The organism is Vibrio sp. 5S239, from assembly GCF_041439575.1.
GTDB lineage: Bacteria > Pseudomonadota > Gammaproteobacteria > Enterobacterales > Vibrionaceae > Vibrio > Vibrio kanaloae.
In genome coordinates this window covers 30969-55960 of sequence record NZ_JBGOOM010000029.1, presented here as the reverse complement: position 1 = coordinate 55960, position 24992 = coordinate 30969, and the positions used below count along the sequence as shown (strand labels likewise).

General features: G+C 44.5%; 22 protein-coding genes, 1 tRNA gene and 1 pseudogene. 15 read left to right on the top strand and 9 right to left on the bottom strand.

All coding sequences use genetic code 11. From position 1 onward, the window contains the following. Nucleotides 1-109: 109 nt before the first annotated feature. Both ACED48_RS18395 and ACED48_RS18390 read left to right on the top strand, forming a co-directional pair. A tRNA-Trp gene (locus tag ACED48_RS18395) sits at nt 110-186 on the top strand. A 230-nt stretch (nt 187-416) separates the two neighbouring features. After that, a pseudogene (locus ACED48_RS18390) lies at nt 417-1364 on the top strand (IS630 family transposase). A 331-nt stretch (nt 1365-1695) separates the two neighbouring features. On the opposite strand, the gene ACED48_RS18385 reads toward ACED48_RS18390, so the two are convergent. From ACED48_RS18385 to hemC, 4 genes are read right to left on the bottom strand one after another with little or no spacing between them, the layout of a single operon-like run. After that, entirely contained in the window at nt 1696-2877 is a 1182-nt protein-coding gene (locus ACED48_RS18385) for a heme biosynthesis protein HemY (protein WP_017055552.1), read from the bottom strand. Further along, nucleotides 2877-4103 carry a uroporphyrinogen-III C-methyltransferase gene (locus tag ACED48_RS18380; RefSeq protein ID WP_017055551.1) on the bottom strand — a complete coding sequence of 409 codons (1227 nt, stop codon included), beginning with the start codon at nt 4101-4103 and terminating at the stop codon, nt 2877-2879. Before ACED48_RS18380 ends, ACED48_RS18385 begins: the two co-directional genes overlap by 1 nt. A gap of 19 nt (nt 4104-4122) precedes the next feature. Continuing rightward, a complete protein-coding gene (locus ACED48_RS18375) occupies nt 4123-4851 on the bottom strand; it encodes a uroporphyrinogen-III synthase (RefSeq protein ID WP_017055550.1) in 729 nt (242 codons plus the stop codon). 2 nt (nt 4852-4853) lie between these two features. After that, on the bottom strand, nt 4854-5792 hold the full coding sequence (gene hemC / locus ACED48_RS18370; RefSeq protein ID WP_017055549.1) for a hydroxymethylbilane synthase: 939 nt from the start codon (nt 5790-5792) through the stop codon (nt 4854-4856). 343 nt (nt 5793-6135) lie between these two features. On the opposite strand from hemC, the gene ACED48_RS18365 reads away from it, so the two are divergent. Beyond that, nucleotides 6136-8664, top strand: coding sequence for a class I adenylate cyclase (locus ACED48_RS18365; protein WP_017055548.1), 2529 nt, complete (start codon nt 6136-6138; stop codon nt 8662-8664). A 69-nt stretch (nt 8665-8733) separates the two neighbouring features. On the opposite strand, the gene cyaY is transcribed toward ACED48_RS18365, so the two are convergent. Continuing rightward, nucleotides 8734-9048 carry an iron donor protein CyaY gene (gene cyaY, locus ACED48_RS18360; protein ID WP_017055547.1) on the bottom strand — a complete coding sequence of 105 codons (315 nt, stop codon included), beginning with the start codon at nt 9046-9048 and terminating at the stop codon, nt 8734-8736. Here cyaY and ACED48_RS18355 point away from each other — a divergent pair. From ACED48_RS18355 to ACED48_RS18325, 7 genes are all read left to right on the top strand, one after another. Beyond that, nucleotides 9028-9240, top strand: coding sequence for a lipoprotein (locus ACED48_RS18355; protein ID WP_017055546.1), 213 nt, complete (start codon nt 9028-9030; stop codon nt 9238-9240). The two genes, cyaY and ACED48_RS18355, sit on opposite strands and share 21 nt — an antisense overlap. Before the next feature lie 41 nt (nt 9241-9281). After that, nucleotides 9282-10535 (top strand): diaminopimelate decarboxylase, encoded by a 1254-nt coding sequence (gene lysA / locus ACED48_RS18350; protein ID WP_017055545.1) that lies wholly within the window; start codon nt 9282-9284, stop codon nt 10533-10535. 11 nt (nt 10536-10546) lie between these two features. Continuing rightward, on the top strand, nt 10547-11377 hold the full coding sequence (dapF, locus tag ACED48_RS18345; RefSeq protein WP_017055544.1) for a diaminopimelate epimerase: 831 nt from the start codon (nt 10547-10549) through the stop codon (nt 11375-11377). A gap of 45 nt (nt 11378-11422) precedes the next feature. Continuing rightward, complete coding sequence (locus ACED48_RS18340; protein WP_017055543.1) at nt 11423-12121, top strand: DUF484 family protein; 699 nt, start codon at nt 11423-11425, stop codon at nt 12119-12121. Further along, nucleotides 12090-13022 (top strand): tyrosine recombinase XerC, encoded by a 933-nt coding sequence (xerC, locus tag ACED48_RS18335; protein ID WP_029626866.1) that lies wholly within the window; start codon nt 12090-12092, stop codon nt 13020-13022. Before ACED48_RS18340 ends, xerC begins: the two co-directional genes overlap by 32 nt. 13 nt (nt 13023-13035) lie before the next feature. Continuing rightward, on the top strand, nt 13036-13752 hold the full coding sequence (gene yigB, locus ACED48_RS18330) for a 5-amino-6-(5-phospho-D-ribitylamino)uracil phosphatase YigB (RefSeq protein WP_017055541.1): 717 nt from the start codon (nt 13036-13038) through the stop codon (nt 13750-13752). A 160-nt stretch (nt 13753-13912) separates the two neighbouring features. Beyond that, nucleotides 13913-16411: an EAL domain-containing protein gene (locus ACED48_RS18325; RefSeq protein WP_017055540.1), complete on the top strand. Its 2499-nt coding sequence runs from the start codon at nt 13913-13915 to the stop codon at nt 16409-16411. A gap of 118 nt (nt 16412-16529) precedes the next feature. On the opposite strand, the gene ACED48_RS18320 is transcribed toward ACED48_RS18325, so the two are convergent. Next, nucleotides 16530-17126 carry a tRNA-uridine aminocarboxypropyltransferase gene (locus ACED48_RS18320; protein ID WP_017055539.1) on the bottom strand — a complete coding sequence of 199 codons (597 nt, stop codon included), beginning with the start codon at nt 17124-17126 and terminating at the stop codon, nt 16530-16532. A 2-nt stretch (nt 17127-17128) separates the two neighbouring features. Continuing rightward, nucleotides 17129-18673, bottom strand: a complete 1545-nt coding sequence (locus ACED48_RS18315; protein ID WP_017055538.1) for a COG3650 family protein — start codon at nt 18671-18673, stop codon at nt 17129-17131. 39 nt (nt 18674-18712) lie between these two features. Between ACED48_RS18315 and ACED48_RS18310 the strand changes: the two genes are divergently transcribed. After that, nucleotides 18713-19180, top strand: coding sequence for an EVE domain-containing protein (locus tag ACED48_RS18310; protein WP_017055537.1), 468 nt, complete (start codon nt 18713-18715; stop codon nt 19178-19180). Between the two features lie 91 nt (nt 19181-19271). Here ACED48_RS18310 and ACED48_RS18305 read toward each other — a convergent pair whose 3' ends face one another. Continuing rightward, on the bottom strand, nt 19272-20099 hold the full coding sequence (locus ACED48_RS18305) for a Cof-type HAD-IIB family hydrolase (RefSeq protein ID WP_017055536.1): 828 nt from the start codon (nt 20097-20099) through the stop codon (nt 19272-19274). A gap of 186 nt (nt 20100-20285) precedes the next feature. Further along, complete coding sequence (locus ACED48_RS18300; protein WP_017055535.1) at nt 20286-21266, bottom strand: alpha/beta fold hydrolase; 981 nt, start codon at nt 21264-21266, stop codon at nt 20286-20288. An 81-nt stretch (nt 21267-21347) separates the two neighbouring features. On the opposite strand from ACED48_RS18300, the gene rhtB reads away from it, so the two are divergent. The 4 genes from rhtB (at nt 21348) to ACED48_RS18280 (ending at nt 24833) form a co-directional block, all read left to right on the top strand. Continuing rightward, nucleotides 21348-21965, top strand: coding sequence for a homoserine/homoserine lactone efflux protein (gene rhtB / locus ACED48_RS18295; RefSeq protein ID WP_017055534.1), 618 nt, complete (start codon nt 21348-21350; stop codon nt 21963-21965). 45 nt (nt 21966-22010) lie between these two features. Then, complete coding sequence (locus ACED48_RS18290; protein ID WP_017055533.1) at nt 22011-23231, top strand: EAL and HDOD domain-containing protein; 1221 nt, start codon at nt 22011-22013, stop codon at nt 23229-23231. Between the two features lie 99 nt (nt 23232-23330). Next, on the top strand, nt 23331-23672 hold the full coding sequence (locus ACED48_RS18285; RefSeq protein ID WP_017055532.1) for a metalloregulator ArsR/SmtB family transcription factor: 342 nt from the start codon (nt 23331-23333) through the stop codon (nt 23670-23672). A 159-nt stretch (nt 23673-23831) separates the two neighbouring features. Further along, a complete protein-coding gene (locus ACED48_RS18280; protein WP_017055531.1) occupies nt 23832-24833 on the top strand; it encodes an ArsJ-associated glyceraldehyde-3-phosphate dehydrogenase in 1002 nt (333 codons plus the stop codon). Nucleotides 24834-24992: the final 159 nt, after the last annotated feature.

Here is a 24992-nt window from a genome sequence, read left to right as displayed (position 1 = left end):
CGGCCTGTCACGCCGGGGGTCGCGGGTTCGAGTCCCGTCCACTCCGCCACTTATTCGAACACCTCGCCTAGTGCGAGGTTTTTTCGAATTTGAAGTAAGATAAAGTTTTAGGGGTGTAGCTCCAATTGGCAGAGCAGCGGATTCCAAATCCGCGTGTTGGGAGTTCGAATCTCTCCACCCCTGCCATATACGAAGCCTCAGCAGAAATGCTGGGGCTTTTTTGCATCTGTTGCTTCTACGAAGCAATGTTTGGATCTGGATCGCCAACCAGGTCGAATCTCCGGAGTGCCGGCTCATACCAATCTAAGTAAGAATGTGATCAAATTGAAACTTTCCAGCTCAACGTAATATTGCAATGGATAGCTTCAATAATATCGACTTCAAAAAAACTTGCTAACCAACAAAGATCCGTCCAAATGAAGAAGCGATTGCTAGCACTTGCTCACTTGAAAGACGGACATTCAATAACTCAAATAGCAAAGTTCCTTAAAGTAAACAGAACCAGTGTGAATAAATGGGTCAAGTTTTTCTCGATGAAGGACTCGAGGGGTTACAAGAAAAGCCTCGAACAGGGAGACCTGCATCTTTGACGCCTAGGCAAAAAGAACAATTAAGCCAATTTCATAAAAATGAGGCTGAAAATCCGTCTGGAGGTCGACTGACCGGCCATGATATTCAGACATATATCGTCCAGGAATTTGGTAAACACTACCACCCTGACTCTATCTATTATTTGCTAAGTCATATAGGATTTTCATGGATAACATCGCGTTCGAAACACCCTGATGAAATCCAAGAGGATTTTAAAAGATTCAAAATAGAAACGATCCTTAAGGCCCCGGCCACATTGGGCTGGAGTATGTTGATATCTGGTTTCAGGACGAGGCTAGATTTGGGCAACAGAATACAACTACTCGCTTGTGGGCTGAAGCAGGAACACGCCAAAGGGTGATAAACAGAAGCAATTTTGTTCGGCTCCGTTTGTCTTAGTAAAGGAGTTGGAGAATCTATGGTTGTACCTAGGGTCAATAAGGACATTATGACTGAGCACTTAAAAAATAACCGAGATCACAGACGAAGGAAGACACGCAGTGGTAGTTATGGATGGTGCTGGCTGACACACAGATGATATCGCTAACGGGTTTAATAACGTCAGTATCATCAAGCTTCCTCCATACTAACCAGAGCTCAACCCAATAGAACAAGTTTGGAGTTGGGGTGCGGCAACGCTGTCTAGCGAACCAAAGTTTCGAAGACTATGATGATATCGTTTCCAAAATATGTGTCGTATGGAATGGGTTCTGGAAGTGCCAGAAAGGGTCTCGAAGGTGTGTTCAAGAGGATGGATAGACCTGAACAGTTAATTTTCCAGGTTGGTATTAGAAAGCTATGCTTGGAATAGCAGGGCTTTTTACGTTTCTAGGCTACCCCCGTCCTTAAATGTGTTTATAGATTGAAGACTCATTATGACAATTCCAAAACATACCCTACGTTAAGCGCATTCTGCGTAATGATTAAGCCTCGCTTCAAATAGCGAGTCGTTGTTCTATCTCCGTGTTGGTTTTGTCTAGAATCTGAACTCCATAGCCATAAATTCCTTTCTTTAGTCTTGAACAATATAGGATGTTATCTAGGGTAAACTGCAGATACAAAAAAGCCGATGCTTGGCATCGGCTTAATGTTAAGTGTATTTTCTTAAGCTGGCTGAACTAGAGCGAGTGCCTTACGAGAAACTTCGTGAGCTGCTTTGGTCAGGTTCTGCTTCTCTAGTGCATCAGATAGGTATCCGTAATCTGAAACATTAGAGCGAAGTGCTAGTGCTTTCTCGAAGTGACTTTGCGCTTCAGCCCATTTTTGCCCTCTTAGGTAGAACTGGGCTAATGCGCTGTGCGCTTCTGCATTGTTATCATTTTTACTGATAGCGCGCTCTAACATTACGACAGCTGGGTGGTTGTCGGCAAGGTTAAGCTCAGGGAGCAACATGTAGAGCTCATTTGAACCACTCTTCGCAATGTTCTCTTTGATCACTGTGAAGGCTTCTGAGTCAGCTTTACGAGCGATAAGTTGCTTCACAAAGCAGGATACAAGATGCGAACTTTGTTTCTGCTTTCTTGAAAGCTTGTTCCAATGGCTGATTAAACCTTCGCTACCTTGTTGTTGAGCCACATCATGAAGCAGTCCACATTGTGCTTTCTGTTCTAATTCACGTTGCTCATCAGCTGTTAGAAGCTTGTTCTTAACTAATTTAGGCGTTAACTCTAGCAATGGCTGCCATAACTTCAGTTGCAAGTAAGTGGCTTTTAACAGGCTAAGTACCGCTGTGTTGTTAGGGTATGTGCCTTTTAAAGTAGAAAGCGTATCGAATGCAGCTTCGTAGTTTGACTCACTGATTTGCTGTTTCGCTTTGGTTAGTTCAACAGCCAGTAGAGAGTCCTCTTGTTGACTAGCAAGTTCGATGTACTTATCTCGCTCTGCAGTATTGCCTTGTTCATGCGCGGCTTGAGAAGCCACTAGGTAACAAAGTAGAGGCATGTCGTGATGGTTAGCCCAACGAGTTACCTTCTTCTCTGCGCCTTTCCAATCACCTTCAAGAAGTTTGATGATGCCTTCATTGGTATAACGACGAGAGTGTTTCAGTTTACGAACGCTGAACCAGTTCCAAGTGGTTGAGCTCGCGTAAATAAGCTTTTTAAATAGGTATTCCAAGCCAAACAGTGCAGCTAAAAGGGCAATCACAAAGATAGCCATTGTTGTCACACTCATTTCAATCGTCTTATTAGCAATTGAGATGAGTACATAACCTTGTTGGCCAGAGAACTGTGTACCGACAAACAAACCTACACCTAGAATGAGAAAAAGAAAAATCAAACGAATCATTATTTCTCCTCCGAGGTCATTACCGTCACCTCACGGCGTAGACGTTCGCGAATCACATCAGATAGCTCATTTTGAGACTCAAGTTTTACCGGGTATTTAACCGAGATGTTCTGCTCACTTAATTGCTTAATCGCCTTCTCAAATTCAATGACCGAATGGTTATCTTGGTTTAGGTATGATTTCGACCACTCGTTAGCTGTTTGCAGTGCTGCACTGTAGATATCGCCTTGTTCTTTATAGACTGCGCGAATGGCTGTCTCTAGTTTACCTTTGATATTTTCACGTAGGTAGAAGTGCTGTTCTGGTGATAGTAGAGGGATAACTTCGCCATCACGACTGCGGAATGTGATGAAGTTTTCTGAGAAGTCTTTCATCGACGTCATCAGGTTGTTCTGCCAATCATTAATATCTTGCGATACTGCTTTTTTCTCAACAACCGCAGTTTCTGGAAGAATCGCATTGGCAAGCGGCAGTGTATCGACTTGCTGTTGCAGACTTGTGATGCGTAGAACTAATCCGTCACGGTCGATCAGAGGAATAGTGCGAAGCTTAGTAATGTCATTGGTGATTGATTGACGAAGTGACACTAAGCTCGGGTCATTCAGTGCTGCAATACGTTGATCGGCGCTTTCCATTAACTTGGTGGCGCTAACGGCATCATGCTCTAGGAACAGTTTACGTCCTGCTAGTTTCACAAGGTAATCGGCTTCGGCAAGTAGCCAGTCGTTCGGGCGACGACCTTTCACGTCAGCCACTGCTAACTGCAGGCTTTGAATGCTCTTCTGCTGTTGAGACTGCACGACCTGAGTTTTCTCCACCACGAGTGACGCTTCTTGGATAGTCTCTTGCTTAATGGTTTGTAGGTCTTTATTTACTGCAGATTGGGTGTTTTGCAGTTGTGCTTGAAGAGCGGCGATTTGAGCCGAGTACTCGGCACTCTTTTGCTGCATTTGAAATGCGATACCGCCACTGAAGATAATAGAAATAGCGATCGCAATAGCGCCTAGTTTGACACCGCGCTTACCTTGCTTTTCGGCTTTCTCTATTTGCTCTTTATGTTCAGCTTGAGGCTGCTCACTTTTAACGGTATTTGAAGCAGAGGCATCAAGCTTCTGTTCAGGTTGTTTGGTCTCTGTAGTTTCAGCTTTTTCGTCTTCAACAACGACTGGCTGAGTGTCTTGTTTCTGTTCAGGTTCAATATGCTCATTATTTTTTTTGCTTGTCATGCTTATTTCCTGTTTCTAGCTAAGGCCGGAGAGCAGCCAGTAATATTTGGTTCGTAGCACTTTGAGTATTAACCACATTGGAGAACCCGAGCTGTTGTGCTCGTTCTGCTATGCGCTGACTTGGGACAAATAGTTGTCTTGTTGAAAGCCAAGCCAAATACTCGTCAGGAGTTATTGAGCAGAGGTACTCCAATTGTTCCTGACTAGTGATGACAACTTTAGATGTTTTTTTGTTGACCCATGTTTGATAGGTATTGTGGTCGTTAATAGGAATATATTCTCTACGGTAGGTCTCACAATAAGAGACTTGTGCACCTCTCTTGATTAAAGAATCCCTAATAAGCTCCCGCCCACTATTGCCACGCAATATCAAAATGGATTTATTATTTACGCTATTAAGTTCAGCCAGTTTAAGAAGGTGTTCACTATCACTCACCTGAGGGTAGTTTACTTTTTGTTTGCAAGACTTGCTTAAAATATGCGCGGTTTTTTGACCGACGCCAAGATAAAGCGGCGAAGTTGGCCAAATAGATGAGGTTTTCGAAAGGATGCTCTGGGCAGCAGTCACGGCATGGTGACTGACTGCAATAATGATATCGCTACTATTAAGCTGGGTACTTAAATCCACTGAGTCTGGATTATCAACGATACGAATAAGCGGATGATGGATTGCTTGAATCCCTTCATCCGCGAGTTGTTGGCAAAGCGATTGCCCCTCAGTCCCGGGGCGAGTTACCAACACGGTCATGATTATTCTTGGTCTGCGTAGAGCTTGGTTAAGATTTCTCTCGCACCGTCATCCAGCAATTGATTTGCTAGAGTAGTGCCCAGAGCTTCAGCATCTTTACGAGAGCCTGAGATCTCGCCGCGAACCATTTTAGAGCCATCAGGTTCACCAACTAATGCACGTAGCCAAATGTTGTCGCCATCCAATAGTGAGTAGCTACCGATAGGAACCTGGCAACCACCTTCCAGAGTCAGGTTCATTGCACGTTCGCATAGCACACGATCAGCGGTGTCTTTGTCATTAAGTGGTTCAAGAAGTTTAATCAGTCGTTCATCATCAAGACGACACTCGATCCCTACCGCACCTTGTCCAACGGCAGGTAAAGATTGTTCTGGTGCGATGAAGCTGCGGATGCGTTCTTCTAGTTTTAGGCGTTTAAGACCAGCCGCTGCCAGTACGATAGCGTCATATTGTCCATTATCAAGTTTACCTAAACGAGTCCCCACGTTACCACGCAGTTCTTTAATGATTATATCAGGACGGTATTCGAGTAATTGACACTGGCGACGCAGGCTACATGTACCAACGATAGCACCTTGTGGTAGTTCATCGATGTTGTTGTAGGTATTTGAAACGAAAGCATCACGAGGATCTTCACGTTCACAAATTGTCACCAAACCTAGACCTTCAGGAAAGTCGACAGGGACATCTTTCATGGAATGAACGGCTAGGTCAGCACGACCCTCTAGCATTGCCACTTCGAGTTCTTTTACGAACAGCCCTTTACCACCGACTTTAGCAAGCGGGGTATCGAGGATGACGTCACCTTTGGTCACCATAGTTACCAACTCAACCTCTAAACCAGGGTGAGCAGCTTGAAGAGCATCCCTTACAAAGTATGCCTGCCAAAGGGCAAGAGGGCTTTTTCTGGTGGCGATACGGATTGGTGCTGAATTTGTCATGGTGTTTCCGGTATAGGTTCTTTAATTGCTCAATCCTATCATTGTGAAAAGAAAATTTTTACTGTTTGATCATCCCATGCTTTGATAGCTGACGGATTTTCATTAGTTCACCAAAATAGTGTGATTAGTGTCTCATTTGAAACATGGGCTATTATTAGAAATAGTCAATAAAGAGGACACTACGGCGCCGTGAGTTTTACTTATTGTCATTAAGGAATTGATAGGCGAGACTGGTTCCTTTGCTTTACCATTAAAGGTAAAAGTGTTAAATTGATCACGTTTTGTTGCTTGTATCGTTTAGTAACTAAACAGATGTGCATTTATCTTAAACCAAGGACTTACCTTGCAGGCTTACACTCAGACTTTGATTCAACGATTGGACAATCTAAACCAACAGCGCATTGATCGAGCGTTGGCGTTGATGAATTTGCAAGGCCAGCAAGTTTTCAACCTAATACCTGCACTGCTTCATTTTAATCATCCCATGATGCCTGGTTATTACGACGAGCAAGTTCCTTTTGGAATACGAAGCTTCACCTTAAACTCATTCCAAAAGCAATTTGTCTCTGATACTGAATTAACGCTGGGTGGTAAACTCACCGAGGCTACTGAGCCTGCTATCTTGGGTTTGTACACTATGGGTAGCACTTCTTCTATTGGCCAAAGCACCTCTAGTGACCTCGATATTTGGGTCTGTGTTTCGTCGGATATGGATGGCGCGTCACGTGATAGCCTGACGAATAAATGTCTGCTTATTACGGACTGGGCTGAAACCTTAGGCATTGAAGCTAACTTCTTCCTGATGGACGAAGAGCGTTTCCGTTCGAATCATTCTGAAGAGATGACTGGAGATAATTGTGGCTCGTCTCAGCACCTATTATTACTTGATGAATTTTATCGTTCTGCGGTTCGTTTGGCTGGTCAACGCCTGTTATGGCAAATCATTCCGCCAGAAATGGAGGAGTGCTATGACGAGTATGTTCAAGGCTTATGTCAGGGTGGGGCTCTTGATTGTTCGCAGTGGATTGATTTCGGTAAGTTGAATAGCATCCCTGCTGAAGAGTATTTTGGGTCCAACTTGTGGCAACTGTATAAGAGTATCGACTCACCGTATAAATCGGTGTTGAAGGCGATCTTGTTAGAAGCTTATTCTTGGGAATATCCAAATACACAACTTCTAAGTATTGATACCAAGCGTCGCTTTTTTACGGATGAACCTGATCTCTATGGTATGGACAGTTACTATCTGATGCTCGAGAAGGTGACTCGTTACCTAGAGCGGATAAACGATCATATTCGATTGGATCTAGTGAGGCGCTGTTTCTACCTGAAAACCCATGAGAAACTGTCACGTGAAGCGGGTATGGGGTCTGTGGCCTGGCGTCGTGAAGCTTTGACTGAGATGACAACATCTTGGAATTGGGGGAATGAAATCATTGCAGAGCTCGATAACCGCCGTAACTGGAAGGTTGAGCAGGTTAAAGTTGTGCACCATGCACTGCTTGATGCATTGATGCTGAGCTATCGTAACCTGATTCAGTTTGCTCGTCGTAATAACATTACTTCAGCGATTAGCCCACAAGATATCAGTATCCTAGCTCGTAAGCTTTATGCGGCTTTTGAAGTGTTACCAGGTAAAGTGACGTTATTGAACCCACAAATCTCACCGGATCTTCATGAGCCGGATTTGAGCTTTATTGAGGTTCGCCAAGGCCAAGCTAACAAGGCCGGTTGGTATCTGTATAAACAACCACTGGTTGCCCATCGAATCCTTGGTCAGCCATCGCTCGAGCACCATGAGTACTTGAGTAAGTTGGTGGCTTGGTCATTCTTTAATGGTTTAATTACGGAATCAACTCGTTTGCATTCTGTCGTTCGTGATGCTCATATTGATATTGATAAGTTCTATCAAATGGTGAGTGATCTGCGTAATACGTTTTCTTTGCGTAAGCGTCGTCCAAGTATGCAAGCGCTCGCGAGTCCGTGTGAGATAAGCCAACTGGCGATGTTCATCAACTTCGAAAACGACCCGACTTCGGAGTTAACGGGTCGTGCATTGAAAGTGGATGTGAAGAACGCTGATATTTTCAGTTTTGGAGAAGAAGGCAAGAGCTTAGTCGGCAGTGTTGATTTGGTTTATCGAAACTCTTGGCATGAAGTGCGTACACTTCATTTCCAAGGTGATACTGCAATGCTAGATGCTTTGAAGACGGTACTTGGAAAAATGCACCAAGATGCTTTACCTCCAGAGTCTGTTGATGTTTTCTGCTACAGCAAAAACTTGCGCGGTGTGATGCGTAACATGGTTTATCAATTACTGGCTGAGTGTATTGATTTACGCTTGAAACCGATCGAACCAGAGAAACGTCGTCGCTTTAAGGCTATCCGCTTAGCGAACAAGATGTTCGGTCTGTTCTTCGAACGCCGTGGAGTATCGGTACAAATGCTCGAAAATTCGGTTGATTTCTATCGTAGTATTTCAACAAATAAGTTGAAGGGCTCACCACTATTGATGCTCGATAAAGAACAAGAATACCAACTACCAGAAGTGGTGGATGGTTTTGCGAGTGAAGGTTTAATTCAATTTTTCTTTGAAGATACGGATAAAGGTTTCAATATTTACGTATTGGATGAATCTAATCAAATTGAGGCTTACCACCAATACAATGGTGAGAAAGATGAGATGATTGCGAGCGTGAACTCTTTCTATACCTCGGTAAAAGATGAGACAAAGGTGTCATCTAAGTTGATTAATTTCAATCTACCTCAGTATTACCAAATTGTTCATCCGGAAGAAGGCAGCTCTTATGTTGTGCCTTATCGCAATGATGCTATTTTGTCTTCGCGGAGTTCAAAGATAGTAAATATTTAGGTTTATCTCAGCGGGTAGATATTAAAAAGGAGTGATTGATTCACTCCTTTTAGTTTTTCTTACAAATGATTAAACCCAATCAATTTCTTCACCTGCGTGCTTCACGCACTCTTCTTTAACCATCTCAAACAGTTCCATACCAGTCTTTGAGCATGTCCACTTGTCGCCAACTAACTTGAAGTGAAAGCCTCCAGATTTCGACGCTAACCAGACCTCATGCATTGGTTCCTGGCGATTGATGATGATCTGGCTGCGGTCTTCAAATTCCAGCGTCATCACGTTGCCTGTCACTTCGTAATCAACATCTGCCTCTGATTCATCGATGGCTTCTTCGATGTTTTGCATCTGTATATCGACCAGTTGATGAAATTCAGTATCGTTCATCCTTTCTATCCTATTGCTTTTCCTGAGTGTGGTGCGATTATAGGGGGCATTGAGTTAATAATCACGATATGCAAAATGAAAAAATTAATTACCGCTCTGTTTATGGTGTCCGTTATTGGACTTTCTGGTTGTGGTCAAACAGGTCCGTTGTACGATCCTGATGAAGTACAACAGGCAGAACAATCAGAATAAGTGAAACACGCAGAAATCGTTATTTATAAGGGATAAGAACTTTGGATTACTTCAACTATCAGGAAGATGGCCAGCTTTGGGCTGAGGACGTCGCACTTTCACAACTCGCAGAGCAATATGGTACACCGCTGTATGTATATTCTCGCGCAACATTAGAACGCCACTGGAACGCGTTCGATTCATCAGTTGGTGAGCATCCGCACTTGGTGTGTTATGCCGTTAAAGCTAACTCAAACCTTGGTGTATTGAATACTTTAGCTCGCTTGGGCTCAGGTTTTGATATCGTTTCTGGCGGTGAGTTAGAGCGTGTGATTGCTGCCGGTGGCGATCCGGCAAAGGTTGTGTTCTCTGGTGTCGGTAAAACAGCCGCTGAAATGAAGCGTGCGCTTGAGTTGAACATTAAGTGTTTCAACGTAGAGTCTGAACCAGAACTCGAACGGTTAAATAAAGTGGCGGGCGAATTGGGTGTTAAAGCGCCTATTTCACTGCGTATCAACCCAGATGTTGATGCCAACACTCACCCTTATATTTCTACTGGTTTACGTGATAACAAATTTGGCATTGCTTTCGATCGTGCTCCTGCAGTGTACGCTTTTGCACAAACACTCGATAACTTATCTATCCATGGTATCGATTGTCATATTGGTTCTCAGTTAACGGATCTCGAACCATTCATCGATGCAACAGACCGTCTGCTTGCACTTATTGATCAACTGCGAACTGATGGTATTAATATCAAGCACCTCGATGTAGGTGGTGGTTTGGGTGTGGTTTATCGCGATGAATTGCCACCACAACCTTCCGATTATGCGAAAGCTCTGCTTGCTCGATTAGAAAATCATTCTGATCTGGAGCTGATTTTTGAACCAGGAAGAGCGATTGCGGCGAACGCTGGTGTATTATTAACAAAAGTCGAGTTCCTGAAGCCAACAGAACATAAGAATTTTGCCATCATAGATGCAGCAATGAATGATTTGATGCGTCCCGCGCTTTATCAAGCATGGCAGGATATTGTGCCAGTGAGCCCACGTCAGGGTGAGTCTGTGACCTATGATTTGGTTGGCCCTATCTGTGAAACGGGTGACTTCCTAGGTAAAGATCGTGACCTTGTTCTTGAAGAAGGTGACCTACTAGCAGTTCGCTCCGCTGGTGCTTATGGCTTCGCGATGTCATCTAACTACAACACTCGTTCGCGTGCGGCTGAAGTGATGGTGGATGGCGATAAAACTCATTTGGTTCGTCAGCGTGAAGAGCTTACGAGTCTGTGGGAACTTGAAAACATTCTTCCGGAGTAATTTTAAGCGTTATGCACTTCCACTTTTCTAAAATGCATGGTTTGGGCAATGATTTCATGGTCGTGGACTGCATTACTCAAAATATCTTCTTTTCTCCAGATTTGATCCGTCGTTTGGCGGATCGTCACACTGGTGTGGGCTTTGATCAACTGCTTGTCGTTGAGGCTCCTTATGATCCAGAAACTGATTTCCATTACCGTATCTTTAATGCGGATGGTAGTGAAGTGGAACAGTGTGGTAATGGCGCTCGTTGTTTTGCACGATTCGTTCGAATGAAAGGTTTAACGAATAGATACAGCATCAACGTGAGCACCAAGAAAGGTAAAATGGTTCTTAAGATTGAGGATAATGATCAGATCACCGTCAATATGGGGGTGCCTGAGTTAGAACCTAGCAAGATTCCCTTTAAGGCAAAGCAGTCAGAGAAGACGTATATCCTAAGAACGGACGAGCACACTTTATTCTGTGGCGCCGTGAGCATGGGTAACCCACATGTCGTCACGGTTGTTGATGATGTGGATACTGCTGATGTTGAAACGCTAGGTCCACTTCTTGAATCACATGAACGTTTCCCTGAGCGTGTGAATGCTGGCTTTATGCAAGTGGTTAACCGTGAAGAGGTTCGCTTGCGTGTTTACGAACGTGGTGCAGGTGAAACTCAAGCATGTGGCAGCGGAGCATGTGGCGCGGTTGCGGTTGGTATTATTCAAGGCTTGCTGGCTGAGAATGTGAAGGTTCGTTTACCTGGCGGTGACTTACACATTAGTTGGCAAGGCCCGGGTAAGCCTCTGTTTATGACAGGCCCTGCAACACATGTGTTTGATGGTCAACTTTCTTGTTAATAACGATTCATCACTAATAGATTCATAAAACATAAAGGATAGGTTTTGTCTTACGTTGAAGCCGATGCACTCACCGCAGAAGTGGTCGCGGAATATTTACGTGATAACCCAGATTTTTTTCAAGATAGGAAAGGTTTGGTTGATCGCCTTGCTATCAATAATATTGAGCAGGGCGCTGTTTCCTTAGTTGAAGTCCAGCTAAAACGACAACGTCATAGAATTGAAGAGCTCGAAGAAGAGATCACTGGCTTGATGTCGCTGGCGGCGAATAACGATAAAACTTTCTATGAGTTTATGGATCTTCAAGTCCAAGTACTGAAGTGCAACGACTTTATGCAGGTGATAAAAGCCGTTGAACAAAAAGCGTTAGATCTTGGGCTTAAGGCTCATGTTCGAATTCTTTCGCAATCTGGCTTTTATCAGTTGAGTGCTGAGGGTTACTCTAAGTTTTCGCTTAACCACTTCAACGGCAAAGATGCTTATCTAGGGCGCTTGAGAAAAGCCGACAGACACGATTTGTTTGGTGATTATCCAGTTCCAGAGCTAGGCTCTTATGTAGTACTACCACTTACTAAGCAGTCTCCGTTGGGGTTGCTCACCTTTTCTAGTGAAGATGGTGGTCATTTCCAACCGTATATGGATACGCTATTTTTACGCCATTTAGCGCTTGTCGTTGCGCATTTGGCGGACACCTTACCTTGGCAGATAAATGATGAGCCTAGAGCCCAAAGCACCTCTTCCTAATCGTCTTCAAACTCCACTTTCTCGCTTTTATGAGTACCTTAGAAGCGAGAAGGGGCTTAGCCTACACACTCAACGTAATTACAAACAACAGCTTGAAACTATGGCCGCACACTTGGTCACCCTCGGGCTGAAAGATTGGGGGCAAGTGGACGCGGCGTGGGTAAGACAACTTGCTAGCAAAGGCATGCGTGAAGGTATGAAAGCGAGCAGTATTGCAACACGCTTGTCTTCACTGCGTAGCTTCTTTGATTTCCTTGTGTTGCGTGGCGAAATGACCGCCAACCCTGCCAAAGGGGTCTCGGCACCTCGCAAGCAGCGTCCTTTACCTAAAAACCTCGATGTCGACGAGGTTGGTCAGTTGCTTGAAGTAAGTGGAGATGACCCATTATCGATTCGTGACCGAGCTATGATGGAAGTAATGTATGGTGCGGGGTTACGATTGGCGGAGTTGGTCAGCATCAATCTAAAAGATGTGTTGGGTCGACAGGGTGAAATTCGCGTGGTTGGTAAAGGCGACAAAGAACGCAAAGCGCCTTTTTCTGGTTTGGCTAAAGAGTGGGTCGATAAATGGCTAAAAGTACGCGGTGACTTAGCTTCACCGGGTGAAAACGCTTTGTTTGTCTCTAAGTTAGGAACGCGCATCTCTCACCGTAGTGTACAAAAACGTATGGAAGATTGGGGTAAGAAGCAATCTGTGGCGAGCCACATAAGCCCTCATAAACTTCGCCACTCGTTTGCAACGCATGTGCTTGAGTCTAGCCAGAACCTTAGAGCTGTCCAAGAACTGTTGGGGCACGAAAATATCTCGACTACTCAAGTGTATACCCACTTAGACTTCCAACACTTAGCCCAAGCGTACGATCAAGCTCACCCAAGAGCACGTAAGAAGAACAAAGGTTAGATAAGGGTTTACTATGCGAATTTATCGAGGGTTAAAGACCATCAAAGCGATGACCTTTGACTTGGATGACACCTTGTATGATAACTGGCCTGTGATAATGAAAGTAGAAAAAGAGATGGCGCAATGGTTGAATCAAAAACATCCGGTGTCGGCTTCTTTATCACAAGAAGAGTGGCAGGGGGTGAAACAACAGGTCGCTGCTGAAAACCCCAATTTAAAGCACGATGTCACCGTATGGCGCGAGACTCAGATTAAGGTCGGCTTACTGCAGTTGGGTTATTCACAGCAGCAAGCAGAGCAAGCTGCCCGTGAAGGAATAGAGCATGCTTTATGGTTACGTAATCAAGTCGATGTCCCTCAAGAAACGCATCGAGTGAGGAAAGAACTCAGCCAACGCATTCCTTTAGTTGCGATTACTAATGGTAATGTGGATCCTCATCAAATTGGTTTGGGGCAGTACTTTCAACTAATCCTTAAAGCTGGCCCAGATGGCAGAGCAAAACCCTACCCAGATATGTTTGATAAAGCCCAGCGAGACTTAGCGTGTGATGCTGAGAACATTCTTCATGTTGGCGATCATCTTAGAACCGACGTCTACGGTGCGAAGCGAAGTGGTTTCCAAGCATGCTGGTTTAATGACATTGGTTCCAGTTTATACCTATCTCCTAAGGCAAGAGTGCTACCTGATGTTGAAATAGACCAACTTAGCGATCTCGTGCGACTGATTTAACCGCTACTGTAAGCTCATTACGCCGCATTTATAATATGAATAGCTAGATTAGTCGCTATTCAAACTTGGTTTAGACTAGGATTATTGGTACGGCGTTATTCGCGATTCATTTCAGTCATAGCAGGTTATTCACTTTACTCGATTTTGAACAAGGTTCGGCATGCAAACATTTACATTTCTCGCACATACTGAGGAGTTATTCAAATCTCAATTCGATCAGCGAGAGTGGTGTGACAATAAACAATACCTTATTCAACTTTTCTCAGATCAATCCTCGGATGTCGCTCGTCGGATTGCGAGTATCGCCTTAAATCATTTAAACCGTGCCACTTTAATCGGGCAGAGTGCTCGTCATGTGATCTGTGATAACACTCTCAAGAGTGCATGTACCTTAGTCATTATCAGTGAATTTAATGAAACAAGTTTAACCTCTACCGTTCAGCCTTTTACGGGCAATCCCTTTCATGACAGCCAAGTACTGTCTTCCCAGTTGGGTCTATCTAAAGATACCAAAGCAGTGATAAGTCTGTGCGATCAGATTGAAGGTCGTGATTACCCTATCTATAGTGCCTTTGAAAACTTACCTTACGTATTACCTATTGCTGGTGGATTGTGTCAGGAAAACGAATTTGGCCGTTGGGTTTTACATAACGAGCAGACCTACCAACACGCTTGCGTAGCAGTGGCTTTGACTAACCCTAAACTGAAAGTGTGGTCGGATGCGTACTCTGAGTGGAATCCGATTGGGGTTAAATTTAGAGTGACTCACGCGGTGGGAAACCGTTTATATTCGCTGAATGATAAACCCGCGATCGATGTATTCAAATATTACCTTGCTGACGGCAAAGATCTCCCTTTCAGTCAGTTGATGAGTTTTCCGCTCTATCGAGAGTTAGGCAGAAAGAAGGAGATCTCGACACCGCGGCACATTCATGATGATGGCAGTATTGAGTTTGATAGCCCTTGGCATACCGGAGAGGAAGCGCAGTTTTGTTATAATCACCCATCTTTGAGCGCAGAAAAAGTTCGTCATGGCGCGAAGGTGCTTGCTATGCATCAACCTGAATCTGTGATCATTTATAACTGTGTCTCTCGGCTGGAATTTATTGATAGTAAGCTTGAGTTGAAGCCATTTGAGGGGATAGTGGATGCGTGCGGTGCATACTGTATGGGGGAGTTATATCGTAATGAAGATCGCCAAGAGATACTTCACCACAGCCTCACCTACATTGCGATGCGCGAGTCGGACGAAATCAAAGAGTTTCACAGTGAAGATTTTCAGTGTGGCTCAACGGTGTCGCCACTGCTTAATCTTGTCAGAAATGCAGTCGCCGATCTCGGTAAAGTGAACACTCAGATGGAGAAAAAACTTCACCTACAGGCTCGAAAATTAACGGAAAGCTATCGGATTGATTCTCGTACTGGCTTACCGAATCGTATTGTATTAAAAGAACGTCTCAATACGATTACTCTCACTGAACATTTGCTGACACTCAAGTTAACCAACTTTCATCAGGTTAACGAAAAATATGGTTACCAAGTTGGGGACCAGTTGTTACTCGATTTGTCCAATCACTTTGTTGAGCGATTGCAGCTTCGTGTGGGGAAGGAGTCTCAATTAAAAGTAGAACTTTTCAGTATTGGTGTTGGCGAATGGGCGATCATCTTTAACGCGAGCGTTGATAGCGTAAAGATAGAGCAAGGTTTCATTGAGTTTGCTGATGATATTGAACACATTAATTTTGAGCCGTATGGATTAACCGATATTGATTACCTGTCAGTTTCTCTGTGTGGTGGCTTCGCCAGTCGTTGCGACTTCTTTACCGACACGGGCGATGAGATTTTGTTAAAAGCGATTGAGGCTCGACGTTATGGGGTGCGTAACAATACTCATATTACTAACGCCAAAGACATTCAAGTTAGTGAAGAGGATCGTAAGGAACAACTCGGTTGGTTGAGTTGCGTAAGCCGAGCGATCTTAGATCAGAATATTATCACTTACTCACAACCTATTGTGGCATCGGGCACTCACGAAATGATTGGCCAAGAGTGTTTGGTAAGAATCATGGAATCAGATGGTACTATTGTCCCACCAGGTAAGTTCCTACCTATGATTGCTGATACGCATCTCTATACTCGACTTAGCCGACACATGATTAAGAACACAATAGGTTATATGGCGGATAAGCAGAGCCCGTTCTCGATCAACCTTTCCCCACAAGACTTGTTGAGTGATAAGACTCTTGAGATTCTCGAGGCTGCCATCTGTGGCATCAACGATCCCACGAGACTTGGTATAGAAGTTATCGAGTCAGAACAGATTAAAGATTATGGCCGAATGATTGAGGTGTGTGATCACTTCCGTGCTCTTGGGGCGAGAATCATTGTTGATGATTTTGGTTCTGGCTATTCCAACATTGATGAGATCATCAAGCTTGAACCACAGATTATTAAGCTCGACGGTAGCCTGATTCGTAATATAGACAAAGACCAAAAGCAAAGAAGTATTGCTTCTCAGTTGGTTCGGTTATGCCAAGTGTTTAATGCCAAAACGGTGGCTGAATTCGTCCATAATCAGCAAGTTTGTGAGATAGCTGAGCAAATGGGTGTCGACTACCTACAAGGTTATTACTTTGGTGAGCCTCAACGTTTGTTCTAATAGAGCGTTTCACGTGAAACACAAATTGGTTCAATAGATTAAAGTACGATGTAAAAAAGGGTGAGCTTATGGCTCACCCTTTTGGATTACGCTATTTATCTCAAACCTCTGTACTTAACTATTTGAGTGAGTGCCCACATTTATCCGCTTGGAATACTTTGAGATAATGTTGATAGTAATCGTCAATCAGTCTTGCAGGCTCTTCTTCACCTAATGCTTTGAATAGTTCGACACCCACCTCACAGGTACACAGATGACCACTGTCTTGATTGCGGCGTAGGGTATAGGAAGATTCACTCGTAATATCGAGATGAACCTGAGGAATGTTTTTTAACCACGGGCTCTTGTTGATCATCTTCTTCGCTTCTTGCCATGTGCCATCCAAGATGATGAACAACGGTTTTCGGTCATTCGTTTCGTTCAATACCGCTTGCTGACACTCCATACTCTTTTCACTTGGGAACAACAGAAAAGGTTGTAGCGTGTTATCGTCAAGCAATGATATTAAATCAGCTGGCGGTGTTTTCCTTTGCCATACGAATGACTCGCACTGCTCAAGCGATTGTTGCAGCAGCTTCCCGGTATTGGTGTCGCGTGATAGTTCATTCTCATGAGTGAGCAGTACCAGAGCGATTTGGCTTTCAACACTAGGTATCAGGTGACAAATACATTGGTGAGTGAAGCCACAACTAGGGCAAGCTTGTTGGTTACTCATGTTTACAGCTTGACTCCACTTTGTGCGGGTGAGACGCCATCAGCAAATAACACCACGTCGCTGATATTAGCATCATCGGCGACTGGCGCGACGCTTGGGTTGAGTGGGTAGCTAACCCCAGTGTAAGACAGTACATGTTTTGCAGGTGTTGCTCCGCCGCCGCTGACATTGAAGATCAGATCCTGCCAGCCGTGATTTTGAGTCTTACCTAAGCGTATATCGCCCTTAACCAATGTTACTCGGCTATTGAAGCGCCACTTGTCTTGGTGATTTTCAAAGATAAGCAGTGTACAGCCACCTGAACCACACCAATCGAGTTGAGCAAACAGTTCTTTTTTGCCATCACCGTTGAGGTCATAGGTAAGCCAACGGTACTTAGTGTTGCCCGGTGAGGTCTTGTTGATCTTAAAATACTCTCGGATCGCTTGGTCGACTTTTGGATCAAGTTGATCGCTCGAGTTTATCTCCTTTGCAGCTAGATCAACGTTTGTGGTCGCGTTCACTTGCGCCTGCTTGCTCTTGGCTTCAAACAATACCAACCCACCATTGGCAATCGGGTAGACGACATTGCCTACTTTCTCTTTCTCAGCGGTCAGCTTACCGTTATCGAGCGTAAAGATACGCTCAGAGATTAGGTATTGCTGCTGGTGGCGAGTCATCACAACTTGAACCTGATTTTGGTTGAGTTGCTGCCAGAAGCCTTGTTCAACAATCGAAGGGTCTCCATTGCTGTATGAGTAGGTCGTGATTGCGCTGTGGTCATCGTTGAGTTCTAGGTTGATAGAGAACCCTGAGTTTTGGGTTGAGCTTGCGAAGTAGAGTCCGCTCCAGTCTAGCGTAGGATCTTGGTTAGATACTGTTGCACAGCCGTTGTACTTGCTGTCATTAAGATTGAGTTTCGCTTCCCAGCCATAGATAGAGTCGCTCATGCCGTCGCTACAACTCTCTTTCGTCAGGTTGAGCTCGCCTTGCGCTGATTGACCTTCTAGTTGGTAGTCACGAGTGCTTGGTGTAGTGCGGCTTGATTCGATATTGAGTCGCTGTGGCTGTTCGCCCATTTTGGTGTATTTGAGTTGGTCTTTATCAAAGGTCGCAGACCAGAATGGTTCATTGCCGAACACATGAGTAGAGCGCAAGGGTTGGTCACAGCGATCAGGGTTCTCTGCGGTTAGGATATTGACTTGGTCAACCACGAAGCGCGCGGTGAAGTCGGCATTATATCCAGTTTGGCTTGGTACCGTTAGGTGGCCGATGAGCTCACCATACAAGGCTTGATAAGGTCTGGTTGCTAAGCCTTGCGCTTCAAGTGCCAACTCTGGCGATAAATCTAACCAGTATTGTTGCTGGCTACCGCAAGGGGTGAAGGTTCGGCTCTCATGGCCAACCACAACCTGACCACGCATGATGAAGGTTTGCGGTTGAATGCTGAGTGGCTCATCCAAGGTTGCTGGTGGAACTTCAGGTTGTTGCGGCGTATCTGGCGCCGTTACACAACCTTGTAGCGCGAATGCGACTAGCCATGTCACTGGGTTTTTCATTACCTTCATGTTATATCTTCCTCGAAGCAACCGTTAATTGGATTTATTATGGCATATTGGTTATTTAAAACAGAACCCGACACCTTTTCTATTCAAACTCTTAGGGTACAAAAAACCTCTTGTTGGGAGGGGGTACGCAACTATCAGGCTCGAAACATGATGCGAGATGACGTCAAACTTGGAGATCTGGTGATGATATACCATTCATCATGTAAAAAAGTTGGCGTAGCGGGGATCGCGAAAGTAACCAGAGAAGCCTACCCAGACCATTTTCAATTCGAGCCTGAGAGTGATTACTACGATCCTAAATCTTCACCAGACAACCCGCGCTGGATTATGGTGGATGTCGAGTTTGTGCGAGTAACCGAGCGATTGATTCCTTTAGCAACATTGAAAGCCATGCCAGAACTATCAGAGATGCCATTGGTTAAACGAGGTAATCGCTTGTCCATCATGCCTGTTACCGAGCAGGAGTGGCAGACTATTTTAAGTAAAGAAGTTCTCAGTTCTCGTTAACGTTAGAGGAAGGTTTTAGCGTAAGGTTCAAAAAAGCAGCCAGTGGCTGCTTTTTTATTTACTCAGATGGCTTCGATTAGACCTGTCTAGATTAAAGCAGGTGTTTTTCTAAGTAGTGAGCAACCGCATCGTCTGCGTTGCTGCCAATCACTTCATTGTCTGGCAGGGCTTTCATCACTTTCTCATGCGATGTGCCCATGATCAGGCCTTTACCTGCCATAGCCAGCATCTCAGCATCATTCATACCATCACCAAAGGCAATGCAGTTATCAAGTGTCAGGTTCAGAGATTTCGCGACAGCGTCTAACGCATGGCCTTTAGATACTTCTGCTGCCATCACTTCTAGACACCAAGGCGTTGAAAAAGCGATGTTCAGTTTGTCGCCAAACGTATCTCTTAGCTTTTGCTCAAACGTTACTAGGTATTCATGGTCTTGCTCTGGGTGTGTGAAGAAGACTTTCGCAATGCCGTCACTTGGTGCGTTGTCCGCTTCGAAGCGCTTGTAGCTAAAGCCAGACTCACTGTGAAATTTAGCGAGCATCTTATCTTCACGATCCAGCAACCAATCTTCATCCTGGTACATGTGAACAAAGATGTTTGGATCTTGGCGAACAATATCAATAACCGGTTGTACTAATTCCTGAGGCACGTTCTGGCTATACATTAGTTGATCATTCTGGTCGTGCACACGTGCACCGTTTGAAGTGATCATATAGGCCGGAATCCCAGCTATCTCACGAATACCTGCCACATCGACATGGTGGCGACCTGTTGCGAAGATAAAGGTATAACCTTGGTCGTGTAACTTCGTGAGTGTTTGTTTAGTAAAATCGCTGAGCTGATGATCAGGTGCTAGTAGCGTACCATCTAAATCAGAGGCAACGATTTTCACGGAATCTTTTAGTGCAGGAATAGTCATTTAACCCTCATTGCAAAATGTTTAGCTGATATCGACACTAGCTAGTGCTAGCGTCCTCTAAAGTACAATATCTCTATGCAGAAATTGTATGCCAAATCTGCGCAAGAAAAGAGGGCAAAGCTCACTTACTTCTCTTCCTCTTTAGCGCTTATCTTAGTTGTAATTAATCTCTCTTGGTGTGCTGAGCTAAACAAAAAACTGAATAATGGCATCCAGAGTTTGGTTACGGTATTTATCTTGTTCAAATAACACCTCATGCCTAGAGCCTTCAATGACTTTTAATTGGCAAACGGGGTTGGTTTTTCTTAGCTTATTGATGAACTTTATTTGAGCATAGTTACTGACAATCTTCTCTTCCCCAGCCTGAATCAACAGCAACGGAATTTTGATTTGACGAGTTTGCTGGATTGACTGTTTTGCCGCCATTAACCCTTGCCATACCCAACGGGTACTCGCTCCGCCTACTTGTAATGCGGGAGACTCTTCATATAAGTTTCGGAACCATTGATAACGTACCTGACTGTGGCTTAGCAGGTTAGTTTCAAATGGCTTTGAGTTGTACGCTTGTTGACCTGGAGCATAGACAGGCTTGATATGGTAGGCGGTGAGTACTTGTCCAACAACCATCGCGATCGGCTTAAGATACCACTCGGTATTGATACCAAACATCGGAGCGCACAGGGTGACTTTGTCAAACGGCTGTTCGGGGTGTGTTTGCAAGTAGCGTGTAGCAATAGTGCTGCCCATTGAGTGAGCCAACAAGTAACGATTGTCATACTTGCTAAGGTCAAAACTGTCAATGATGTCAGACATGTCGGATACATAATCATCAAACTCATGAATGTGACCAATGTCAGAGTCTGTTACCATTCGTTCTGACTGACCTTGACCTTGGTGGTCAAATGAATAAACGTCATAACCTTGCTGGTAGAGATCATAAAAGAGTTCTTGGTATTTTAAGCAACATTCGATACGACCATTGGCAATCACAATGGCTTTGGTGTGTGTTGATGAGGTTAAGCTACACCAATACAGTTTCTTTTTACCAGATGATGTTATATACCCTTCTTTTCGTTGTTGCCAAAGGGTAGGGATCAGGTGTCTAATCGCTTGCTCGAACTGAGGTTCTTGCGTGTAAGAAAACGGGGTGACACTGTGGTTTTCCATGGGAAGTTACCTGAGCTAATACGTGTGAGAGCTTTATTACTACTAATGTTATTAGATTAAAGAACTAGTAAGGAAATGCAAATGGATACTCATGTTTGGCTTGCTTATGTCGTTACTGCGATTTTGTTTAGCTTGGCTCCGGGCTCCGGCACCGTGAATTCGATCAGTAATGGGCTAAGTTATGGCACCAAGAAGTCACTCGCATCGATCGCAGGCTTACAGCTTGGCCTTGCATTTCACATCATGCTGGTGGGAGCAGGTATTGGAGCATTAGTGGCTCAATCTGCATTGGCGTTCACCATCATCAAATGGGTGGGCGTGGTGTATCTACTTTGGTTGGGCATCCAAAAGTGGCGCGACAACTCTAGCTTAGTGGCTTCTGAAGAGAGCTCAACGCTATCAAGTGGCAAACTGCTGAGAAATGCTGTGCTTATCAACCTTACCAACCCAAAATCTATCGTGTTTTTGGTGGCTCTGTTTCCTCAGTTTATCGACCCGACACAACCGCAAGAACCGCAACTGTTAGTGTTAGGTGTTACGACGGTATTTATTGATAGTGTTGTTATGTTGGGTTACACCTCATTAGCTTCACAAATGGGGCGTTTTATCCGTTCAGATCGCATAATGGGTAAGATAAATAAAATATTTGGTGGTATGTTCATGGGCTGCGGTGCCTTGCTGGCTGCTGCCAAAGCATAGTGAAAGCAATAGAGTTCTCGTTAAACCAATTAGAGTTATCAATAAATGACCGTTACGTACGTTGCTCGACAACCTATCTTAAATCGTAATAAGAACACGCTTGGTTATGAACTGTTGTTTCGCGATGGAGAAAGGAATGCCTATCCAGCGCATATTGAGTCCAATCGAGCAACGTATCGTCTGATTGTTGAGAACTTCTTGTCGGTTGGACTCAACCCTTCGATTCCGTCTTCACGTTGCTTTGTTAATTTTCCGTACCAGAGCCTGATTCGTCGGCTTCCTTTAAGCTTGCCTAAAGACAAGGTCGTGGTGGAAATTCTTGAAACCTGTACACCGACCGATGAGCTCTTAGAGGCCGTTAAAGAGCTCTATCAAGCGGGTTATATGATTGCCCTTGATGATTTCACCTCAACACCTGAGTGGGAACGTTTTCTCAGGTACACGCATATTGTTAAGCTCGATATTATGCAGATGGGTTTGGATGAGGCGTGCGATTTGGTGAAGGATCATCAAGGGAAGAAGTTTAGCTTTCTTGCTGAAAGAGTCGAAACCGAGCAAGAATTCCAGCAAGCAAAAGAGGCCGGTTTTAAGTTCTTCCAAGGCTATTTCTTTAGTAAGCCAGAAATTATCAAGACTAAGTACATTAGCCCAGAGCAAGTGATTGCCATGGAGCTATTCCAGGAAGTGTGTAAGCCTGACGTTGACTTCCAGCGTGTCGAAAGCATCGTAGCTAAAGATATCGCTTTGTCCTATAAGCTGTTGCGTTTTGTGAACACTATGTCTCCACGACTTGAAGTTACCATTTCTTCATTCCGTCAGGCCTTGGTTTACCTGGGGCAAGATAAGCTGAAAATGTTTGTTTCGTTGGCGGTGGCCTCTTATGTCTCTGATAAAAAACCAAAAGAGCTATACGGTTTGTCTTTGCAGCGCGCACAATTTTGCCAGCGTATGTCTCGCTACCAAGCATTTGAAGGGCACCAAGAGCAAGCCTTTATGATTGGTTTGTTTTCGTTGTTGGATGCGCTGCTCGACCTGTCGCTAGAGAACCTTGTCGAGCAGTTACCGTTATGTAAAAGCATCAAAGTCGCTCTGCTTCGTAGAGAGGGGCCTTATGGCACATTATTGGCGCTTGAAGAGAGTTTTGAACATGCAGATTGGCAACAGATCGATGAGCATTGCGCAAATCTAGGGCTGAACGTGGAGCAGGTTAAAACAGAGCTCACTGAGGCTCGACGCTGGAGCCATACGATCACCAACCAGCTTTGATTTATCTTTGTTAAACTTTAATGACAATTGAAACGCACGCCTTGACGTGCGTTTTTTTATAACTAGTATATATGTATATCCATATATGAGTATGTTTTTATGCTTCCTCACCAATTTTTTAAATTACTGTCCGATGAAACGCGAGTGCGTTGCTTAATGTTGATAGTTCGCAATGAGTGCTTATCGGTTGGTGAGTTGACTCAGGCATTGCAAGAAAGTCAGCCAAAGGTTTCACGCCATCTTGCGCAGTTGCGTTCAAATGGCATTTTGACTGACGTTCGCCAAGGGCAATGGGTGTTTTATCGCTTGTCACAAGATTTACCGGGTTGGATGCTAAAGTTAATTGATGACCTTATCGTATCGAACTGTTTGAAAACTGAATATCAACAAGACATTGAACGACTAGAAGCCATGACTTCACGCCCTCAATGTTGCGTTTAAGTACATTAAAACTTATTGCCGAAATAGTTGGAGTTGCAGCTAGGCGACAAGTGAACTTATCCCTATGAGCATAGATGTCCTATGTGATTAGGGTAAGTGAACGTAATCAACAACGCTGCGGCTTCAAAATATGAAGGCAATTAACTGAGAGAATAGAAAATGACAGTCAAAGTAGGTATTAATGGTTTTGGTCGTATCGGCCGTCTAGCACTTCGCGCAGCATTCGATTGGGATGAGCTAGAATTTGTTCAAATTAACGATGTTGCTGGCGACACAGCAACGCTGGCTCACCTTCTTGAGTTCGATTCGGTTCAAGGTCGTTGGAACCATGAAGTGGCTGTTGAAGGCGATGAGATGATCATCAACGGTCAACGCATCAAAACCACCAAAGAGCACGACATCGACGCGATCGATTGGTCTGGCTGTGATGTCGTTATCGAAGCGACCGGTGTTCACCGTAAGACATCTTTCCTAAACAAATACCTAGAGCAGGGCGTGAAACGTGTTGTGGTATCAGCGCCAGTGAAAGAAGAAGGCATCGCAAACATCGTTGTTGGTGTGAACGACAACATCTTCGACCCGGCAGTGCACCAAATCGTAACCGCAGCGTCGTGTACAACAAACTGCATCGCGCCAGTGGTTAAAGTGATCAATGAGAAGCTTGGTATCGAGAATGCCTCTTTCACGACCATTCATGATCTAACCAACACGCAAACTATTCTTGATGCGCCCCACAAGGACTTACGACGTGCACGTGCATGTGGCATGAGCCTTATCCCAACCACAACGGGCAGCGCTAAAGCGATTGTTGAGATCTTCCCAGAGCTGGAGAATCGTATTAACGGCCACGCAGTTCGTGTACCACTAGCGAACGCTTCTCTGACAGACATCATCTTCGAAGTGAAGCAAGACACAACAGCAGAAGAAGTTAACGCGATGCTGAAAGAAGCGTCTGAGAACGAACTGAAAGGCATTCTTGGTTTTGAAGAGCGCCCACTGGTTTCTATCGATTACAAAGGCGACCAACGTTCAACTATCGTAGATGCACTATCAACCATGTTGGTAGGTAAGCGCATGGTTAAGATCTACGCTTGGTACGACAACGAGATGGGCTACGCGACACGTACCGCTGAGCTTGTACGTACAGTCGGCCTTGCATAATACTCTCCATACTTGAAGCTGCAGCGTTGTTAACTGCGTAAGTTCACCCTAATCACATAGAGCCCCTATGCTCATAGGGCTGAACTTCATTCCTTTTTAGGGAAAAGGCTGCCTACCTGCAACTCCAATTATTTTGAGTATTGGTTCTATAAGAATTTA

Coding starts and splice junctions, on each gene's coding strand:
- ACED48_RS18385 (WP_017055552.1), bottom strand. CDS start 2,877: ATGATTCGTTTGATTTTTCTTTTTCTCATTCTAGGTGTAGGTTTGTTT.
- ACED48_RS18380 (WP_017055551.1), bottom strand. CDS start 4,103: ATGACAAGCAAAAAAAATAATGAGCATATTGAACCTGAACAGAAACAA.
- ACED48_RS18375 (WP_017055550.1), bottom strand. CDS start 4,851: ATGACCGTGTTGGTAACTCGCCCCGGGACTGAGGGGCAATCGCTTTGC.
- hemC (WP_017055549.1), bottom strand. CDS start 5,792: ATGACAAATTCAGCACCAATCCGTATCGCCACCAGAAAAAGCCCTCTT.
- ACED48_RS18355 (WP_017055546.1), top strand. CDS start 9,028: ATGAAATTCAGTATCGTTCATCCTTTCTATCCTATTGCTTTTCCTGAG.
- cyaY (WP_017055547.1), bottom strand. CDS start 9,048: ATGAACGATACTGAATTTCATCAACTGGTCGATATACAGATGCAAAAC.
- dapF (WP_017055544.1), top strand. CDS start 10,547: ATGCACTTCCACTTTTCTAAAATGCATGGTTTGGGCAATGATTTCATG.
- xerC (WP_029626866.1), top strand. CDS start 12,090: ATGAGCCTAGAGCCCAAAGCACCTCTTCCTAATCGTCTTCAAACTCCA.
- yigB (WP_017055541.1), top strand. CDS start 13,036: ATGCGAATTTATCGAGGGTTAAAGACCATCAAAGCGATGACCTTTGAC.
- ACED48_RS18325 (WP_017055540.1), top strand. CDS start 13,913: ATGCAAACATTTACATTTCTCGCACATACTGAGGAGTTATTCAAATCT.
- ACED48_RS18320 (WP_017055539.1), bottom strand. CDS start 17,126: ATGAGTAACCAACAAGCTTGCCCTAGTTGTGGCTTCACTCACCAATGT.
- ACED48_RS18315 (WP_017055538.1), bottom strand. CDS start 18,673: ATGAAGGTAATGAAAAACCCAGTGACATGGCTAGTCGCATTCGCGCTA.
- ACED48_RS18310 (WP_017055537.1), top strand. CDS start 18,713: ATGGCATATTGGTTATTTAAAACAGAACCCGACACCTTTTCTATTCAA.
- ACED48_RS18305 (WP_017055536.1), bottom strand. CDS start 20,099: ATGACTATTCCTGCACTAAAAGATTCCGTGAAAATCGTTGCCTCTGAT.
- ACED48_RS18300 (WP_017055535.1), bottom strand. CDS start 21,266: ATGGAAAACCACAGTGTCACCCCGTTTTCTTACACGCAAGAACCTCAG.
- rhtB (WP_017055534.1), top strand. CDS start 21,348: ATGGATACTCATGTTTGGCTTGCTTATGTCGTTACTGCGATTTTGTTT.
- ACED48_RS18290 (WP_017055533.1), top strand. CDS start 22,011: ATGACCGTTACGTACGTTGCTCGACAACCTATCTTAAATCGTAATAAG.
- ACED48_RS18285 (WP_017055532.1), top strand. CDS start 23,331: ATGCTTCCTCACCAATTTTTTAAATTACTGTCCGATGAAACGCGAGTG.
- ACED48_RS18280 (WP_017055531.1), top strand. CDS start 23,832: ATGACAGTCAAAGTAGGTATTAATGGTTTTGGTCGTATCGGCCGTCTA.